Here is a 15,640-nt window from a genome sequence, read left to right on the forward strand (position 1 = left end):
TGCGCGCCGCTGTAGGCTCAACGCGGAGCGCGCGTGGTCTCGAACAGGTACCAGCTGCGGTTCTCGGCCTGGTCGATCCAGGTTTCGAGCAGGCTCGTCGTCGCGACGTCGCCATACGGCTCGCACACCGCATGCGTGGAGCGCAGGAAGGACGCGAGCCGGCGGTTGTCGTCGGCAAGTTCGGCCAGCATGTCCTGGGGAGTGACGTACTCCGCGTCGTTGTCGAGCAAACGCTGCAGGCGGTGGACATGCCCGATCGAACGCAGCGTCGTACCGCCGACCTTGCGTGCACGCTCGGCGATGGCGTCGGTCGTGGCGAAGATCTCGCCGGCCTGCTCGTCCAGCATCAGGTGGTAGTCGCGGAAATGCGGCCCGGACATGTGCCAGTGGAAGTTCTTGGTCTTCATGTACAGCGCCAGCATGTCGGCGAGCAGCGTGGTGAGTGCGGCAGCGATGTCGAGGCCAGCCTGGGCGCGCAGGTCGGTGCGGGTGTGCAGCGGTGCGGACTGCCGCGTCTTGACGGGAAGCATGTTCACGGTCGATCTCCTTCCTGGATGGGCCGCGAGGGCCGATGGCCGCAGACTAGGCAGGCACACGCGTGCCGTGTATCGGACGATCGTGTCGCCGCCTCATACTTTGGTTTGCCTCGGCGTGATGCAGGGCCGGCGCGAAGCCGCGGCGATGCTACTGTTCACCGCGCCGAGCACCGCACCGGAGCCGTCCGTGGCCGCCCTTCCCCGCCTGCAGTCCCATCCGCCCACCGCGCGTGCCGCCGTGCGCGCCCGGACGCGCGAACGCGTCAGCCCGTGGCTGCTGCGCACGTCGGCGGCCGCGCTCATGCTGGGCATCTTCCTGCTCGACACGCTCACCACGCTGGAAGGCGCGGTCGCGGTGCTTTACGTCGTCGCGGTGCTGCTGGTGGCCGGCACGCATCGCCGTGGCGACATCGCGATGGCCGCGACCGGATCCGTGCTCCTGACGATCATCGCCTACGCGCAATCGCACGGCATGGAGCACGTGGGCTCGCAGACCGTGCGCGCGTTCGTAAGCCTGTCGGCCATCGGCATCGCAGCCCTGCTGGCGCTGCAGAACCAGAGCGCGGTGCGCACGCTGTCGGCGCAGGCGACGCTGCTGGACGTCTCGCACGACATGATCTTCGTGCGCGACATCGCCGGAACGATCACCTTCTGGAACGCGACCGCCGAAAGCGTCTACGGATTCCCCCCGGTGCAGGCGCTGGGCCGCCGTGCGGACGAACTGCTCGGCACGCGCTATCCCGACCGCCGCGAGAACGTCGAGGCGCAACTGCTTGCCACCGGCCGCTGGGAAGGCGTCCTCGAACAGGTCACGCGCCATGGAAACACGCTCGTGCTCGACAGCCGCTGGGTGCTGCAGCGCGACGACAAGGGGCGTCCTGTCGGCGTGCTCGAAACGCACACCGACATCACCGAACGCAAGGCCGCATACGCGGCCCTGGTGCGCAGCGAGCAGCGCTTCCGCCGCATGTTCGACGAGAGCCGCATCGGCGTGCTGCAGCAGGACTGGAGCGCGGTGCGCGCCGAGCTGGACGCACGCGGCCTGCGCGATGCCGATGCGCTGGCGCACCACATCGCCGGGCATCCCGAGTTCGTCGGCCATGCCCGGCGGCTGGCGCGCATCGAGGAGGTGAACCCCGCCTTCGCGATGATGTTCGCCGACAGCGAGTCGATGACGGCACCGGCGTCCGTGCAGGACATCATCGGCGATGCGGACCGCACCTTCGCCGCCGCCTTGCTGGCCTTCGCGCGTGGCGATGCATTCCACGAAGGCGAAACCGAGATCGTCCGCCGAGGTGGCGATCGGGTGCCCGTGCTGTTCACCATCACTTTCCCCTCCGCCGGGGACGCCGACGCGAGCGTGCTGGTGTTCGTGGTCGACAACACCGAACGCCAGCGCGCACAGGACGCGTTGCTGCTCGCACAGACCGAACTCGCGCATGCCTCGCGCGTATCGACGCTGGGCGAGCTGACGGCGTCGATCGCGCACGAGGTCAACCAGCCGCTGATGAGCGTGGTCACCTACGGCGAGGCCGGCATGCGCTGGCTGCGCCGCGACCCCGCCGGACCTGCATGAAGTCGACACCGCGATCTCGCGGATCGTGTCCGAAGGCCGGCGCGCGGGCGAGATCGTGCAGCGCATCCGCGCGTTCCTCGGCAAGGCGACGGCTGGGCACGAAACGCTCGACATCGGCCACGTCATCGAGGAAGCGACGCGGCTGGTCCAGCACGAACTGGCGCGTGGCGCCGTCGACCTGCATCTCGAACTCGAACCGCACCTGCCGGCGGTCCGCGGCGACCGGGTCCAGCTGCAGCAGGTGCTGGTGAACCTGATGGTCAACGCAAGCCAGGCGATGACGGGACAGGCGAATCGCCGGCGGCTGTCGGTGATCGCGGCGGCAACGGTCGACGGCCGCATCGACATCGCCGTCGCCGACACCGGCCCGGGAATCGCGGCCGAACACCTGGAGCGCCTGTTCGATCCCTTCTTCACCACGCGCCCGGAAGGCATGGGCATGGGGCTGGCGATCTGCCGCACCATCGTCGAATCGCACGGCGGCCGGCTCGGTGTCGAAAGCACGCCCGGCGACGGCGCGACGTTCCGGCTTTCGCTCTCCACCGCGACGGAGACTCCCGCATGAACACGTCCCTGGATCCGCCGGCGAATCCGCGCGGTGCCGCGCCCGTTCCCCCGCTGGTCGTCATCGTCGACGACGAAGCCGCAGTGCGCGACGCGCTGGACAGCCTGTTCCGCTCCATCGGCCTGCGTACGCTGCTGTTCGCCTCGCCCGCCGAACTCCTGCAGGCGAGCGTGCCCGACACGCCGGGCTGCCTGATCCTCGACGTGCGGCTGCCCGGCATCAGCGGCCTGGAACTGCAGGAGCAGCTCGCGCGCCACGGCATCGCGCTGCCCATCGTGTTCATGACCGGGCACGGTGACATTCCGATGTCGGTGCGCGCGATGAAGGCCGGCGCGGTCGATTTCCTGCCCAAGCCGTTCCGCGACCAGGACATGCTCGACGCGGTGGCCGGCGCGATCGAACGCGACGCGCAGCGACGCGCGGACAACGCGGCGCTTGACGAGGTCCGCGCGCGCTACGCGACACTGACGCCGCGCGAGCGCGAGGTGATGGCGCACGTCGCTTCGGGCCTGATGAACAAGCAGGTCGCCGGCCTGCTCGAACTGAGCGAGATCACGGTGAAGATCCATCGCGGCAACGTCATGCGGAAGATGGGCGTGCGCACGCTGGCCGACCTGGTGCGCCAGGCCGAAGCGCTGGCGCTGGGCGCATGACGCGCGGACGGACATACGTCCGTATGATTCCGCGCCGCGACGTGCAGGCGTAACGTTCGCATGCCGCCACCCGATGCGCGATTCTGCGCACGGCGGCACGAAGGGCCTTGATGAAGCACGCATCCATGATCGCGATCCTCGACGACGACGAAGGCGTCAGGACGTCGCTCTCCAGCCTCGTGCGATCGCTCGGCCACGACGTCTGCACGTATGCGTCGGCGACGGCGTTCCTCGCCGATGCCGACGCAGGCGATCCCGACTGCCTCATCACCGACGTGCAGATGCCGGGCATGAGCGGCGCGCAATTGCTGGAAGCACTGGCCATGGCGGGACGGCGGTTTCCGGTGATCGTCATGACCGCGTTCCCGTCCGACGCCACGCGCCAACGCGTGCTCGGCGCGGGTGCCCTCGCCTACCTGATCAAGCCGGTCGAGGGCCCCACCGTGGCGCGTTGCATCGACGCGGCGCTGGCCCGGGGCGAACGCCACGACCATACGTAGGTAGGATTCCGCCGCGCTGGTGCGCGCCGTAGTTTCCCCGTGTGTCCACCCCACGGAGAAACCCGCAATGAGCTTCATCACCACCGACGACGGCACCCGCATCTTCTACAAGGACTGGGGCCCGAAGAACGCGCAGCCCATCGTCTTCCATCACGGCTGGCCGCTGTCGAGCGACGACTGGGACGCGCAGATGCTGTTCTTCCTCGCGCAGGGTTATCGCGTGATCGCCCACGACCGCCGCGGCCATGGGCGTTCGAGCCAGGTCAGCGACGGCCACGACATGGATCATTACGCCGCCGATGCCGCGGCGGTCGCGGAGCACCTGGACTTGCGCAACGCCGTGCACGTCGGCCATTCCACCGGCGGCGGCGAAGTCGCGCGCTACGTTGCCCGCCACGGCGCAGGCCGCGTCGCGAAGGCGGTGCTCATCGGCGCCGTCCCGCCGATCATGCTGAAGACCGACGCGAATCCGGGCGGCCTTCCGATCGAGGTGTTCGACGGCATCCGCGCCGCGGTCGCCGCCAATCGCGCGCAGTTCTTCCGCGATTTCCCGTCCGGCCCGTTCTACGGCTTCAACCGCGACGGCGCGAAGGTCGACGCGGGCGTGATCGACAACTGGTGGCGCCAGGGGATGTCCGGCAGCGCAAAGGCGCATTACGAGGGCATCAAGGCGTTCTCCGAAACCGACTTCACGCAGGACCTGGAGGCGATGGACGTGCCGACGCTGGTGCTGCACGGCGACGACGACCAGGTCGTGCCGATCGCCGATTCGGCGCTGCTGACCATCAAGCTGCTCAGGCACGGCACGCTGAAGGTGTATCCGGGCTACCCGCACGGCATGTGCACCACGCACGCGGACGTGATCAACGCGGACCTGCTGGCGTTCATCCGCGGCTGATTGCAGCGGCGTCGCATCGCTGGGTCGGAGGCGGCAACCGCGCTGGTTGCCGCCTTCTCGTGCCAAACGCGGGACGCAGCGCATGCCTGCACGAGTCGAGCGGTTCGTGGAATGAAAAAAAGCCCCGGGCACAAGGCCCGGGGCAACGTGGGAAGCGAAGCGTAGGGGGGTTACTTCGCTTCCGCAGCGCGCTCGATCTGCCGTGCGACGACGTCCGGGTGCGAGACCATCACTACGTGCGAGGCGCCGGCGACGACCTCGGTCTTGCGCGACTTCGCCCGTTCGGCCATGAACGCCAGGGCCTTCGGCGGGATGTTCAGATCCTTGTCGCCATAGACGAACCACGACGGAATGCTCGTCCACGTCGGGCTGCCGGATTTCTCGTTGAGCGCGGCCTCGGTGATGGGCCGCTGCGTGGCGGCCATCAACGCGGCATCGGCCTTCGGCACGTCCGCCGCGAACTGCTGGTGGAACTTGTCCTGCCGGATGTAGAGGTCATTGCCGCCCGTCGCCAGCTTGACCGGCGGCGCGATGGCCGGACCGAGCGTGCTGCCAGGGAATTTCCCCGACAGTCGGGCGGCGGTCTCGCCCGCATCGGGAGCGAACGCGGCGACATAGACGAGCGCCTTCACGTTCGATTTGTCGCGCGCGGCCTCGGTGATGACGCTGCCGCCGTAGGAATGCCCGACCAGCACGACGGGCCCGGCGAGACTGGTCACGACGTCGCCGACGTACGCGCCGTCGGTGGCAACGCCACGCAGCGGGTTGGCCACGGCGACGACCGGGTAGCCATCCTTTTCCAGGATGCGGATCACGCCGTTCCAGCTGGATGCATCGGCGAAGGCGCCATGCACCAGCACGACGGTCGGTTTGGCGGCCTGCGCCGACGCGTCCGTGGCGAACGCGGCGGCGCCGAGCGCCATCGCAAGCAGAAGGTGTTTCATGTTCGTCTCCTTTCGTGGGGTGAGGGGTCAGGCGGGAAAGTCGGTGGACACGCTGAGCTCGCGCCACCGGGCCAATTCGTCCAGGCGTGCATGTTCGACGCGTTCGATGACCGAAACCGCATCGCTGCCCAGCGCCAGCCGCAACGGCGGTGCGTCCATTGCGGCGACCTGGAGGATCGCGCGCGCCGCACGCGCGGGATCGCCCGGCTGCCGGCCGTCGTATTCGCGCTGCATGCGCGCTGCCTTGCCGACGACGGCGTCGTACTCGGCGCGCCCTTCGGCCAGCGACGTCGACGCGCCGGCGAAGTCCGTGCGGAAGCCGCCCGGCTCGATGATGGTCACGCGCACGCCGATCAGCGCCATCTCCTGCGCGAGCACTTCCGAAAATCCCTCGACGCCCCATTTCGCGGCCGAGTAGGGCGCGCGCCCGGGCGCGCCGACGCGACCGCCGACGGACGAGAACTGGATGAAGTGACCGCTGCGTTGCTCGCGCATGAGCGCTATCGCGGCCTTGGTCATGATGATCGTGCCGAACAGGTTGGTTTCGATCTGGCGGCGGAAGTCGTCTAGCGGGGTGTCCTCGACGGAGTTCACGTTGCCATAGCCGGCGTTGTTCACCAGCACGTCGAGGCCGCCGAATGCTGCGACGGCCTCCCGGACGGCGGCGTCGGCCGCGACGGGATCGGTGACATCCAGCGCCACCGCGCGCACGGCCTCGCCATAACGCGCGACCACGTCGTTCAGCTGCGACGGATCGCGCGCGGTCGCGATCACGCGGTGTCCGGCTTCCAGCGCGGCCTCCACGAGTGCGCGGCCCAAGCCGCGGGAACTGCCGGTGATCAGCCATCGTTGCGTCATGTCGTCTCTCCTGGTGGTCGCGCTCACGGTGCGAGCCGCGTGAACACGTAGTCGCGACCCTGCACGCGCACCTGGTGGCAGGCGAAACAGGTTCGATGCTGCGCTTCGTCGGTCGGCATGCCGGCGACGAAGCGGCCAAAACCCCATCCACCGCTTGCGGCGTACCGCTTCGAATCCTTCACCATGACCTGCACGGTCGTGGCCGCGCCGGGAATCGTCGCCGATGCGAAATCAGGCGACTGCACTTCCTTCCAGGCGAGCTTCACCAGCACGCTGCCATCGGGAAATGGCAGCGAGCCCTGGCGATACGCGCGCACGGCGATGTCGTTGCCGAGCACCACGCGCAGTTCATCGAACGGCGCGGCTTCGCGCGCGGGTGCGATGAGCTCCCATCCGCGGTAACCGTCGGGCACGGTGACGCCGTAGATCGGCGACGCGGGCCTGGCGGCCTTCGCGTCATCGGCGGCGGTGATCGCGATCAAGCCGAGCACCACCAGCGCGATGGGAAGTACGACCCATCTGGTCTTCATGGTCGTCGTCTCCGCGGGTCAGAGCCGGTCCGCGTCGACGATCGCCTGGGCGAACGCGTGCGGATCTTCCTGCGGCAGGTTGTGGCCGATGCCGCCGGTGATCAGGCGGTGCTCGTACTTCCCGGTGAAACGTCTGGCGTAGGCTTCCGGCGGCGGATGCGGCGCGCCATTGGCATCGCCTTCCATGGTGATGGTGGGCACGCCGATCGACGGGCCCTGCGCGAGGCGGCTTTCGAGCGCGTCGTACCGCGATTCGCCCTGCGCAAGGCCAAGCCGCCAGCGGTAGTTGTGGATCACGATGTCGACGTGGTCGTCGTTGGTGAACGAGGCCGCGCTGCGGTCGAACGTGGCATCGTCGAAGTTCCACTTCGGCGAGGCGAGCTTCCAGATGAGCCTGGCGAAGTCGTGGCGGTTCCTGTCGTAGCCGGCGCGACCGCGTTCGGTGGCGAAGTAGAACTGGTACCACCATTGCAGCTCCGCTTCCGGCGGCAATGGCGCCTGCCCGGCGGCCTGGCTGCCGATGAGATAACCGCTGACGGCGACCAGCGCCTTCACGCGTTCGGGCCAGAGCGCGGCGACGATGTCGGCCGAACGCGCGCCCCAGTCGAAACCGCCCAGCACCGCGGTACGGATGAGCAGTGCGTCCATGAACTGCACGACGTCCTCGGCCAGCGCCGAGGGCTGTCCGTTGCGCAGCGTGTCGCCGGAGACGAAGCGCGTGCCGCCATAGCCGCGCAGGAACGGCACCAGCACGCGGTAACCCAGCTTCGCCAGCATCGGCGTCACTTCCACATAGCTGTGGATGTCGTACGGCCAGCCGTGCAGCAGGATCACCACGGGGCCATGGGCGGGCCCGGCTTCGGCGTACTCGACGTTGAGCAGCCCGGCACGGACCGTCTTCAGCGGTGCGAACGCGGTCGCCTGCACGCGTCGTGCGAGCGGCGTTGCTGGCGACGACGGCGCGGCATGCGCGCTGCGTACCAGCCCGAGCGGTGCGGCCGCGACGCCCAGCGCCGCGGTGGCGAGCATCTTGCGGCGGAGCGGATCAAACGGTGCGGCGGCGAGCTTGTCCATGGTGATCTCCGTGTCGTGGATGCGCGAACATCGGACACGACGCGTCAAGGCGTCCCGTCCGGCGTGGCGCCGTCAGCGCTGGTGTGTGAACAGCTTCACTGGCCCGTGTATCCCGGATGTGTCGGGGCAGGCCGCCCTTCGTATCGAAATGTTCGAAGGGCCGATCGCCGGTCGATGCGCGACTCCAGCGGTCATCGCCATCTAAGCAGTCCCACGTCAGCCACGCGATAACACGTTGGTATGGACCCATACGCATGTATGCCGTCGCGATTCGCGCGTACGCCCGATATGTATCCCGATGTAGCCAGGCGATGCCTGGATGCAGTGGCTGACAATCGCGCCCCGCTTCGACATGGGCCGGATACATGCGAGTCCTCCAATGCGTGCACCCGGCGGATCGTCCGCCGGCCTACCCTGAGGATCCTGACATGACTGACCTGCCATCCCCGCCGCTCAAGGCGGCGATCGTCTTCGGCGGTTCGCGCGGCATCGGCGCCGCCATCGCCCGCCGCCTTGCACAGGAGGGATATGCAGTCGCCCTCACCTACGCCTCGCGTGCCGACAAGGCCGACGAAGTCGTCCAGTCCATCCAGGCCGACGGAGGCATGGCCATCGCGTTGCAGGCAGACAGTACCGACGCGGGCGCGATCGCCGCTGCCGTTTCGGATGCCGCCGAGCGCTTCGGACCGCTCCATGTTGCCGTGGTCAACGCCGGCATCTACGAAGGCAGTCCGCTGGAGCAGTTTCCGCTGGACATGCTGGACCGGATGCTCGCCATCAACGTACGGGGCGTGTTCCTCGCCGTGCAGGCTGCGGCTTCGCGGATGGCCGACGGCGGCAGCATCATCACCATTGGCAGCAATACAGCCGCACGCAGCGGTGTGGTCGGAAGCAGCGCCTACGCGATGTCCAAGGCCGCCGTGGCGACACTGGTCCGCGAACTGGCGCTGGATCTGGCCCCGCGCCAGATCACCATCAACAACATCCAGCCAGGGCCTGTCGAAACCGACATCACGACGGGCTTCCTCGATTACCTGATCGAACGAAACCCGCTCAAGCGCGTCGGTCGTCCCGAGGAGGTCGCGGCCCTCGCCGCCTTCCTTTCGAGTGCCGACGCGCGCTACATGACCGGTGCGAGCCTGACCGTGGACGGCGGCTATTCGATCTAGGCCGAACGGGGCCCAGCGCGTCCGACGCGCCCGGCGCGAGGCCGCATCGGCGATTCCGGGAGGGACCGGCACCACGCCGCTGGACGTCCGACGGCGTGGGTGCCGGTCCTGTGCGACCCTTGCGGCACCCCAAGCCGACACGCCGACGCGCAAGCGAGCCCGCATGACGCCCGCCTCTCCCCTCCTTCGCCAGCGCGGGACCGCCGACGGCAACCGCGTCGCGATGGTCGAGCTGTTCTTCGACCTGGTGTTCGTGTTCGCGGTGACGCAGCTCTCGCACACGCTGCTGGAACACCTCACCGTGCAGGGCGCGCTGCAGACGCTGCTGCTGTTCCTGGCCGTGTGGTGGCTGTGGATCTTCACCTCGTGGGTCACCAACTGGCTCGATCCCGATCGCACGCCGGTGCGGGTGATGCTGTTCGTACTGATGCTCGGCGGGCTGCTGCTGTCGTCTTCGATTCCGCAGGCGTTCGGCGAGCGCGGGCTGATGTTCGGCGTGGTGTTCGCGGCGATGCAGGTGGGGCGAACCGCCTTCGTGGCGATTGCGATGCGCAACCACCATCGCGTGCTGCACGAGAACTTCATGCGAATCGCGTTGTGGTTGGCGCTGTCGGGAACGCTGTGGGTCGCCGGCGGCCTGAATGACGGTGCCACGCGCGTGGCGTTGTGGACGGCCGCCGTCGCCATCGAATACTGCGCGCCCGCGCTCTACTTCTACGTGCCGGGCATGGGGCGATCGAGCACCATCGACTGGGACGTCGACGGCCATCACCTGGCCGAACGCTGCGCGTTGTTCGTGATCATCGCGCTGGGTGAATCGATCCTGGTCACCGGCGCGACGTTCGCCGCGGGGGCTTGGACCACGCCGACCATCACCGCGTTCATCGTGGCCTTCCTCGGCAGCGTGGCGATGTGGTGGATCTACTTCGACACCGGTGCCGAACGCGCCAGCCAGCGCATAGAGCATTCCGAAGACCCCGGTCGCCAGGCGCGGCTGGCCTACACCTACCTGCACCTGTTGATCATCGCCGGCATCGTGGTCTGCGCCGTGGCGGACGAACTGGCGCTCGCGCATCCGGATCACTTCGAAGGCGACGGCCGCGCGGCGATCGCGGCGATGATCGGCGGGCCGATGCTCTACCTGCTCGGCGTCGCGCTGTTCAAGTGGGTCTGCAACGAACGCCGCGGGCCGCCGCTGTCGCACTGCGCGGGCATCGTGATGCTCGCGGTGCTGGCACCGATCGCGCTCGCGCATCTGCTCTCGCCGCTCGCGTTGGCGACGGCGACGACGCTGGTGCTGATGATCGTCGCCATGTGGGAGACCCTCGCGCTGCGCCGAAGGTGAGCATGCGCACCACATGAATGCGGCACGACGTGGTGATGGGCCGTGTTGTGACAGGTTCGCCGGAAAAAACGGCGCAACGATGCGTCATGCGACAGGTAGTGCACAGGCGAACCGAAGCGCGCGAGCATGCGCTCCCGCGCCGGAAACCGTGCGCATCGCACCGACCACATCGAGGAAATCGACATGACCCAACGCCTGGACTACACGCAGATCTCGCCGAAGGGCATCAAGGCGCTCGGCGGCGTCTACGGCCACGTGATGCAGAGCGCGCTGCCCGCCGACCTGGTGGACCTGGTGTACCTGCGCATCTCGCAGATCAACAATTGCGCCTACTGCCTGGACCTGCACACGCGCGATCTCGTCGGTCGCGGCGTGGCGATCGAAAAGCTCGCGCTCGTGCAGGCGTGGCGCGAAGCCGGCACGCTGTTCAGCGAACGTGAACGCGCCGCGCTCGCTTGGGCCGAAAGCGTCACGCGCGTCGCGCAGACCGGCGTGCCCGATGACGACTACCAGGCTGCGCTGGCGGTATTCGGCGAGAAGGACCTCGTCGACCTGACCATCGCCATCGGGCTGATGAACACGTACAACCGCCTGGCGATCAGCTTCCGCAGGACGCCGCAGGCGGTGGCAGGCGTACACGGCGATACATGAACAGGCCGGCGCCGACATATCGTCGATACGTGGCAGGCGCCCAATGCGATGGCGGACGCGATGCAGCACCGGCGATCCGCCTCCACCGACCTGACCGGATTGCCGCCATGAACTTCGCCCACCTCCTGCTCGCGACCGCCATCGCCAGCACGCCCGTCGCCGGCGCCAACGAGAAGCCGACTTCGGCCGAAACCGGCTTCGTTCGTCTCGATGACGACATCACCCTTCGCCAGCTCGTCGTCCGCAATGCGAATCCGCAGGGCACCGTCCTGTTCCTGCATGGCTTCCCGGAATCGAGCCTCGCCTTCAAGGACATCGCCATCGCGCTGGGCGACGATTACGAAGTGCATGCGTTCGACTGGCCGGGCTACGGACAGTCATCGCGTCCCTCGCCCGACCGCTTCGCCTATGCGCCCGCCGATTACGCCCGCGTGCTGAAGGCCTACATCGCCCATGAGCGCATCGATACGTCGAAGCTGACGATCTACGCGACCGACATCGGCGCCCTGCCCGCGCTGCTGCTCGCCCTGGACGAACCGCACATCGCGCGGGGCATCATCGTCGGCGATTTCGCACCGTTCGACCGGCCGCAACTGATGCACGAAAACCTGCGAAACCTGAAGTCCCCGGGCAGCGCCGAGCCCACGCGCGCGGCGATGAACGCCAACCACGCCGACATCATCGCGAACGTTCACCGCCGCGACCTTCCGCCGGAATCGCAGTACGACCTTGCGCGGGAATTCCAGGCCGACATCGCGAACAACTGGAACCGCGGCGGCATGACGACCGTCGATGCGTTCGCGCACTACTACGCCCACTTCACCCGCGACCAGCGGTACTTCGAAGCGAACGTCGCGAAACTGCAGACGCCGGTGCGCGTGGTGTGGGGCGAGCGCGACATCTACATCCGCCCGGACATGGGCCTGGAATTCGCGGCGAAGGCGCGGCTGCAGATCGACGTGCTGCCCGGCATCGGCCATTTCCCGCACCTGCAGGATCCGGCCCGCACGGCACTGGAAGTGCGCGCGTCGTTCCGCTGACTGCGGCCATCCGGTCAGGCGCTACGATCCGGCGGCCACCACGGGCTGCGGCACCGGGAACGTCCACTTGCCCGACAGCACTTCCGGTCGCGGGCGATACAGGCGAACGAGGTAGTTCCAGCCTTTCATGATCGGCAGGCAGTTCGGGATCTTTCCGTCGCACCCGCCGAACTGCACGGTAACCGAGCCGTCGTCGGCCTTCTTCGCGGTGACGTTGTTGATCGAGTACGCGTTGTGCTCGTTCTGCTGGAAGAAGCCGTCGCCGTTGTAGAGGCTGATGGACCAGAACCCGTCGACCGGCACGTCCTTCACGGTGAGGCGGTGGACCGTGGTCCCGTCGTTCTTTTCGGGAACGACGTTGAGATAAAGCGCGTCCTTGTCGGGATTGCCGCCCCACGCCGAAGCGGCCATGACCAGGCGGCGCACCGGATCGACTTCGGCCTTCGTCCCGAACGCCTTGCGTGAATCGGGCAAGGTCGAGGCGAGCGTCAACAACGCATCGCGGACCTTCTTCTGGCTCGCCGTATCCCAGTGCGGCACGTCGAACGAACCCGGACCGCCGGGCTGCTCGGCCTTGATCGCATCCTGCAACGCGCGCACTTTCGCCAGGTCTTCCGGACTGTTCGGGTCGACCAGGATGCGAATCGCCGTCGCCACGTAGCGCGTGCCGATGTCCTTGCGCGTGAGCGTGTGCGGGCCGGCGGTGTAGACCACCTTCGGGGTGTACTCGTCCTGGTCGATCACCTGCATCGACATGAAACGCCCACCGGCGTCGGGCAGGGTAACCGTCACCGGGCCGGCGTCCAGATCGAACACCGCGGACGTATACAGCGTGTCGCGGTTCTGGCGCACGACGGGCTGGTGCTCGATCGGCGTCACGTCGCGGTTGTGGTGGAATTTTCCGACCGCACCCGCGTCCTTCAGGATCTTGCCGAAGTAGACGTCGGTTTCCGCACGCACGAAGTTCTCGGCCGTGACCGGCTCGCCTCCCGGCGTTGCTTCGGCAGTGGCTGGAGGCGTTTGCGCGGAAGGCGCGGGAGCCGCAACGGACGGCGTGGCGGCCGGGGCCGGCGGCTCGGACGCATCGCGACAACCTGTCACCGTTGCAAGGATCAGTACGACGCCCAGTGCGGTACGCATGGCAGGCCTCCATTCCGGAGAAGGCAGCGAATCGACGCTGCGCGATGGCGAGGCGATGCTGTGGTTGAGCCCGTTTACCCGGCGTGAAATCGGCTGCGCGGAATCCAGGTTCGGCTTATTACCGACGCAGCCAGTTGAGCAACGTTTCGGCCAGCTGCCGCGGCGCTTCGAGCGGGATCAGATGCCCCGTGCCCTCGATGATCCTAAGTTCCGCGCGGCGTATCGCATCGACGAGTTCGCGCGATTCGTCGATGGAGCGGAGCTGGTCGTTGCGCGCGGCCACCACCAGCGTGGGACACGAGATCCGTTCGAGCGGAATGTCGGTTCGATCCAGCGCCGATTGCCAATCGAACGCGTCCGCACCCAAACGGATGCTCATCGCGCGTACGCGTTCGATGAGCGCCTCATCATTCGCATGGTTGGGGCCCAGTGATCGCTGGATCGCACGACGGCTGAGCCCCGCGAACGTGGCACGCCCCGTCGAACCCGAAAGCGGCGCGGCCGCACGCTCGCCTCTCGCGGATGTCGCGATAAGCACGAGCGCTTCGATCCATTGCGGATGCGCCGCTGCGAGCGCACGCGCGACGTAGCCGCCCATCGAGAAACCGAGCAGTACGGGTGGGCTCGGCAAGTTGCGCCGCCACGGCGTCCGCGACGTCCCGTACCGTGCGACCGCGCGGCAGCGCGATGCGCTGCACGCGCCAGTCGCCGGGCAGATGCGGAACGAAGTCGTCCCACAGCGCGTCGTCGAGCATGAAGCCGGGCAGCAGGGCGATGGTTTTCATCGACGCGTCCACGCGCACTCAGCCGCGATCGACGATCCGGCGGATCTTTCGGTCGTCGAACGAGAACTCCGACCGACGCCGTTGTGCCGCGCTCAACGCTCCCCGGAAGGCGGAGCGCGATCGTCGTCGTTGTCGCTGCGGGTAGCCGGTTTGTTCGCCTCGCGCGCGGCGGCCTTCTTCGCGGCCTTCTCGTCCTGCTGCTTCTTCTTGGCGATTTCGCGCTGGCGCTTTTCGAATGAGTAGTTGGGCTTGGGCAAGTGGGCTCCTCGCTTTGTGTTGGGTGGAGTCGACGACCATGCCGTGGTCGTGGGCAATCTGATTGTGGCTCAGCGGGCCTTCGGGCGCGCGGGAACGGTCTTCTTCGCCGCTGCCCCGCTCGTCGAGGCCAGGGCGTCCTTCTCGGGTTTGCGACGCAGCGGCGTGACACCCAGGATCTCCACCTGACCGCCGGCCTTGCTGAAGGCGTCCATGTCGGCGGCGATCCGTTCGTGCGTCACTTCCTTGTCGGGCGACGGCTTGCCGAACGGGGATGTGGTGTATCCGTTCGCCCCGGTCGGGCGATAGCTGGACATGGGTGTGCCTCCGGTGGGTGTGTGCATCATTGAAGGACGAGCTCGATCGCGCGCGCATGGTCGCGTGCGTAGTCTTCGCGGATCGCGTCGCAATACGGGCCGCCCATCGCGAAACGGCGGCAGACGTCGGGCCGGCTGTCGTAGATCCCGCAGTTCATGCGCGAGCCGTCCACCGCCACGCACCAGCCATCCTCGTCCTTCGCCATGACCCGCAGCCCACCGGGGAGCTCGGTCGTCAGGTGGGACGGAATGTGGTCTTCGGGCTGAACCACCACGGTCAGCCGGCAACAAACGGCATCGCACCGCGCGCAGTCGGCCGCCGCTAGGACAGGCGCTGGCTGCTTGGCGGGGCTTCGTTGTCGATCCGGCATCTGGGGTGTGGCTCCTGGAGACGAGGCGCCCGTAGGGCTGTGGGAAAGACGCACTGGCGGTCAGGCCCGTGGAGAAGCGGCGGCGGCGTTGGAGCGGGCGCTCCTCACTTGTGCCACCTGGAGCGGGAAGTCGCCGTGAATGCAGCCTTCACTGCGCCTGGCGGCGGAAAGGCTTGGCGGTGCGGTTGCGGGGATCGGCGCAGTGCGCCGGAGAGCGCCAGATGGGCTGGCCGAGGTGCAGTGTAGCCCGGATAGGGCCTTGGCGCTCAGAGCGCGCCTGTTCAGGCGGCGTGCGGGCGGTGTCCACCGCTCTCCACGGACGATCGAACCGCACATGGCTCGGCGGCTAAGATCAAACGTTGAAGCTGCTGGGAGCGCGATCATTAGCCAGCCGTGCTGGCGCCTGCTCAAGGGAGCTCCATCGACGGCATGA

Annotated in this window: 19 protein-coding genes; 9 read left to right on the top strand and 10 right to left on the bottom strand. The window is 67.8% G+C overall.

Features of this window, described 5'->3' with window-relative positions; all coding sequences use genetic code 11:
- Positions 1–17: 17 nt before the first annotated feature.
- Complete coding sequence (locus ABIE51_RS11955) at positions 18–530, bottom strand: Dps family protein (RefSeq protein ID WP_192631689.1); 513 nt, start codon at positions 528–530, stop codon at positions 18–20.
- Between the two features lie 193 nt (positions 531–723).
- On the opposite strand from ABIE51_RS11955, the gene ABIE51_RS11960 reads away from it, so the two are divergent.
- The 5 genes from ABIE51_RS11960 (at position 724) to ABIE51_RS11980 (ending at position 4,728) form a co-directional block, all read left to right on the top strand.
- On the top strand, positions 724–2,112 hold the full coding sequence (locus ABIE51_RS11960) for a PAS domain-containing protein (RefSeq protein WP_354504149.1): 1,389 nt from the start codon (positions 724–726) through the stop codon (positions 2,110–2,112).
- A gap of 25 nt (positions 2,113–2,137) precedes the next feature.
- Entirely contained in the window at positions 2,138–2,677 is a 540-nt protein-coding gene (locus tag ABIE51_RS11965) for a sensor histidine kinase (RefSeq protein ID WP_354504151.1), read from the top strand.
- Complete coding sequence (locus ABIE51_RS11970; RefSeq protein WP_192630896.1) at positions 2,674–3,330, top strand: response regulator transcription factor; 657 nt, start codon at positions 2,674–2,676, stop codon at positions 3,328–3,330. The genes ABIE51_RS11965 and ABIE51_RS11970 overlap by 4 nt, the downstream gene beginning before the upstream one ends.
- Positions 3,331–3,440: 110 nt before the next feature.
- Positions 3,441–3,830 carry a response regulator transcription factor gene (locus tag ABIE51_RS11975; RefSeq protein ID WP_192630897.1) on the top strand — a complete coding sequence of 130 codons (390 nt, stop codon included), beginning with the start codon at positions 3,441–3,443 and terminating at the stop codon, positions 3,828–3,830.
- 67 nt (positions 3,831–3,897) lie between these two features.
- Positions 3,898–4,728, top strand: a complete 831-nt coding sequence (locus ABIE51_RS11980) for an alpha/beta fold hydrolase (RefSeq protein ID WP_192630898.1) — start codon at positions 3,898–3,900, stop codon at positions 4,726–4,728.
- A gap of 170 nt (positions 4,729–4,898) precedes the next feature.
- On the opposite strand, the gene ABIE51_RS11985 is transcribed toward ABIE51_RS11980, so the two are convergent.
- The 4 genes from ABIE51_RS11985 to ABIE51_RS12000 are packed head-to-tail and all read right to left on the bottom strand — an operon-like array spanning position 4,899 to position 8,134.
- Complete coding sequence (locus tag ABIE51_RS11985; RefSeq protein ID WP_192630899.1) at positions 4,899–5,672, bottom strand: alpha/beta fold hydrolase; 774 nt, start codon at positions 5,670–5,672, stop codon at positions 4,899–4,901.
- A gap of 27 nt (positions 5,673–5,699) precedes the next feature.
- On the bottom strand, positions 5,700–6,530 hold the full coding sequence (locus ABIE51_RS11990; RefSeq protein ID WP_192630900.1) for an oxidoreductase: 831 nt from the start codon (positions 6,528–6,530) through the stop codon (positions 5,700–5,702).
- Positions 6,531–6,553: 23 nt separating this feature from the next.
- A complete protein-coding gene (locus ABIE51_RS11995) occupies positions 6,554–7,060 on the bottom strand; it encodes a cytochrome P460 family protein (protein WP_192630901.1) in 507 nt (168 codons plus the stop codon).
- 18 nt (positions 7,061–7,078) lie between these two features.
- On the bottom strand, positions 7,079–8,134 hold the full coding sequence (locus ABIE51_RS12000) for an alpha/beta hydrolase (protein ID WP_192630902.1): 1,056 nt from the start codon (positions 8,132–8,134) through the stop codon (positions 7,079–7,081).
- A 383-nt stretch (positions 8,135–8,517) separates the two neighbouring features.
- Here ABIE51_RS12000 and ABIE51_RS12005 point away from each other — a divergent pair, with 383 nt between their 5' ends.
- The 4 genes from ABIE51_RS12005 (at position 8,518) to ABIE51_RS12020 (ending at position 12,339) form a co-directional block, all read left to right on the top strand.
- Positions 8,518–9,303, top strand: a complete 786-nt coding sequence (locus tag ABIE51_RS12005; RefSeq protein ID WP_354504154.1) for an SDR family NAD(P)-dependent oxidoreductase — start codon at positions 8,518–8,520, stop codon at positions 9,301–9,303.
- A 163-nt stretch (positions 9,304–9,466) separates the two neighbouring features.
- Positions 9,467–10,648: a low temperature requirement protein A gene (locus tag ABIE51_RS12010; RefSeq protein WP_192630903.1), complete on the top strand. Its 1,182-nt coding sequence runs from the start codon at positions 9,467–9,469 to the stop codon at positions 10,646–10,648.
- 183 nt (positions 10,649–10,831) lie between these two features.
- Entirely contained in the window at positions 10,832–11,299 is a 468-nt protein-coding gene (locus tag ABIE51_RS12015) for a carboxymuconolactone decarboxylase family protein (protein WP_192631692.1), read from the top strand.
- Between the two features lie 107 nt (positions 11,300–11,406).
- A complete protein-coding gene (locus tag ABIE51_RS12020) occupies positions 11,407–12,339 on the top strand; it encodes an alpha/beta fold hydrolase (protein WP_192630904.1) in 933 nt (310 codons plus the stop codon).
- A gap of 21 nt (positions 12,340–12,360) precedes the next feature.
- On the opposite strand, the gene ABIE51_RS12025 is transcribed toward ABIE51_RS12020, so the two are convergent.
- The 5 genes from ABIE51_RS12025 to ABIE51_RS12045 all read right to left on the bottom strand — a co-directional run bounded on the left by ABIE51_RS12025 (position 12,361) and on the right by ABIE51_RS12045 (position 15,207).
- Positions 12,361–13,479: a DUF1254 domain-containing protein gene (locus ABIE51_RS12025; RefSeq protein ID WP_192630905.1), complete on the bottom strand. Its 1,119-nt coding sequence runs from the start codon at positions 13,477–13,479 to the stop codon at positions 12,361–12,363.
- A gap of 118 nt (positions 13,480–13,597) precedes the next feature.
- On the bottom strand, positions 13,598–14,077 hold the full coding sequence (locus ABIE51_RS12030; protein WP_354504875.1) for an alpha/beta fold hydrolase: 480 nt from the start codon (positions 14,075–14,077) through the stop codon (positions 13,598–13,600).
- A 279-nt stretch (positions 14,078–14,356) separates the two neighbouring features.
- Positions 14,357–14,521, bottom strand: coding sequence for a hypothetical protein (locus ABIE51_RS12035; protein WP_181902729.1), 165 nt, complete (start codon positions 14,519–14,521; stop codon positions 14,357–14,359).
- Between the two features lie 69 nt (positions 14,522–14,590).
- Entirely contained in the window at positions 14,591–14,836 is a 246-nt protein-coding gene (locus ABIE51_RS12040; RefSeq protein ID WP_192630907.1) for a hypothetical protein, read from the bottom strand.
- Positions 14,837–14,862: 26 nt separating this feature from the next.
- Positions 14,863–15,207, bottom strand: a complete 345-nt coding sequence (locus tag ABIE51_RS12045; protein WP_115841604.1) for a YkgJ family cysteine cluster protein — start codon at positions 15,205–15,207, stop codon at positions 14,863–14,865.
- Positions 15,208–15,640 lie beyond the last annotated feature (433 nt).

It is taken from the genome of Lysobacter sp. OAE881, from assembly GCF_040546665.1.
GTDB lineage: Bacteria > Pseudomonadota > Gammaproteobacteria > Xanthomonadales > Xanthomonadaceae > Lysobacter_J > Lysobacter_J soli.